General features: G+C 43.9%; 1 protein-coding gene. It reads left to right on the top strand.

Features of this window, described 5'->3' with window-relative positions:
* Positions 1 to 83: 83 nt before the first annotated feature.
* A complete protein-coding gene (locus F6K38_RS41280; RefSeq protein WP_287360628.1) occupies positions 84 to 1,529 on the top strand; it encodes a zinc ribbon domain-containing protein in 1,446 nt (481 codons plus the stop codon).
* Positions 1,530 to 1,687 lie beyond the last annotated feature (158 nt).

The following is a 1,687-nucleotide window of genomic DNA, read 5'->3' as shown; positions in this document are numbered from 1 at the left end:
GCCTTGCAATTAAGTAGTCAAAAAGCGGGATAAAACGGGATTTTTTGGGGTATAATAGACAAAAAGGCCAAGAATAGCCAACGATGTCTAAGCGCAAGAAAAAATCAGGCACAACAAAGAAGCTTTCAACCCAGGTAGTCCCAGTAATTGGGATGTCAATGGCAGTTGAAACTGAGCTTTTTGCCATAATGCAACGCTTAGGCATCGTTCGTTCTGAGTCCTACAACAAGCTTGGCAGCGTTAGCCATTGGGGACTCGACTGGCGGAAAGCCTACCCAGAGGTTAGATCTTTGAGAACTCCAGAATCTTTAGGTCTACCATCCAAACTAATGGAATGGACGGTTAGCGATGTCGCTAAAGCCATTAGTGCCCAACAAGCTGCTGGTATTGAAGCATTAGGGAAAATTCTACATAAGCGCTTTCCAGGCAAAGAAAACGAACAGCGTCGAAGTCAATGCTACAAACAACTATCAACTCCAAGTTTTCTTAGTGATCCGTTTTTACATCGAATTGTCAGAAAAACGTTTCGACGTGGCCATTCTTGGGTTAAGAATCAGATAGTTTATCAACAGGATGGTTACTCCTGTAAGCGTATTTATAGGTACACCTACCAATTAGAATTAGCCGGACTACGTCGTGGAAAACGTAATCGGCTCTTGGTGAGATCTAATCGAAAAATAACTGGGCAAATTAGGCTAATTTACAACCCATTGTTGCAGCGATTTGAAATCCATTTCTTGGTTAATTACGGGGTTGTCAATGTTACCAGCGAACGTCGCTGTCTGGGCGTGGATAAGGGTTACACGGAAGTGTTTTATGATTCGGATGGTCGTGCCTATGGTCTGGGCTTAGGTAAATTAGCGACCAACAAGTCTGACAGAATTGTCAAGAAAAACCGGAATCGTGGCCAGTTGTGGGCGCTGCATAGAAAATTAGAGAAAATAGATCCTGCCAAGTCAGCTCGCATACTAGAAAATAATCTGAGCCGAAAAACAGAAAATCGTCGCTTAAGAAAAGACCAGGCAGGAATTATAGCTATTATAGGCGCTGCAAGTAGGTCACTTTTTAATGGGGAATCATTAAAAGTTTTTGCGGAAGATTTAACCCAACCAATCAAAGGGAAACGTCAATCATTAGCAATGTCTCGAAAATTGAATAGCTGGATGAAAGGAGCTATTCGAGACTCTTTACAAAAATGGGCTAACTGGACTGGTTCAGTAGTTTCAGAAATTCAGCCAAGCTACACGTCGCAAATTGACTCCGTAACTGGCACTCTATTAGGGGTTAGGAAAGGGGACAGTTTTATCAGATTTAATGGGGTCGTGTTGCAGGCTGATCACAATGCTGCATTAAACATCCTTGCCCGTGGTACAGACAAGGAAATCTCCCGGTTTATGACTAGGGTTGAAGTTCAAGCAGTGTTGTTGCGTCGTACCGCGCGATTCCTTGAAGATATGGACTTGAGTTTAGCTAATGCGGTTGAGCTAGGTTGGCTTGACCCTAAGCATGAGCTTTGCTCAATCTTTTAGGGATCTCCTGGCCGGGATGCCAGGAGCGCTTAGACAAGATGGGTGGTAGGCTTGACTCCAATTGCTGTTTGACCACCCCTCACTCAAGCAACAATAAATTGCACCTTGACCCGTGGTACCGGGTTTACCCCGATTAATCACGGTTTAAGAGTATCCCA

The organism is Moorena sp. SIO3B2 (assembly GCF_010692525.1).
GTDB classification, from domain to species: Bacteria; Cyanobacteriota; Cyanobacteriia; order Cyanobacteriales; family Coleofasciculaceae; genus Moorena; species Moorena producens.
The sequence above is the reverse complement of the archived record's forward strand: the minus strand, read 5'-3'. Positions and strand labels throughout refer to the sequence as shown.

Bases quoted from the DNA above. Each gene is read 5' to 3' on its own strand.
- F6K38_RS41280 (WP_287360628.1), top strand. From the start codon at position 84: ATGTCTAAGCGCAAGAAAAAATCAGGCACAACAAAGAAGCTTTCAACC.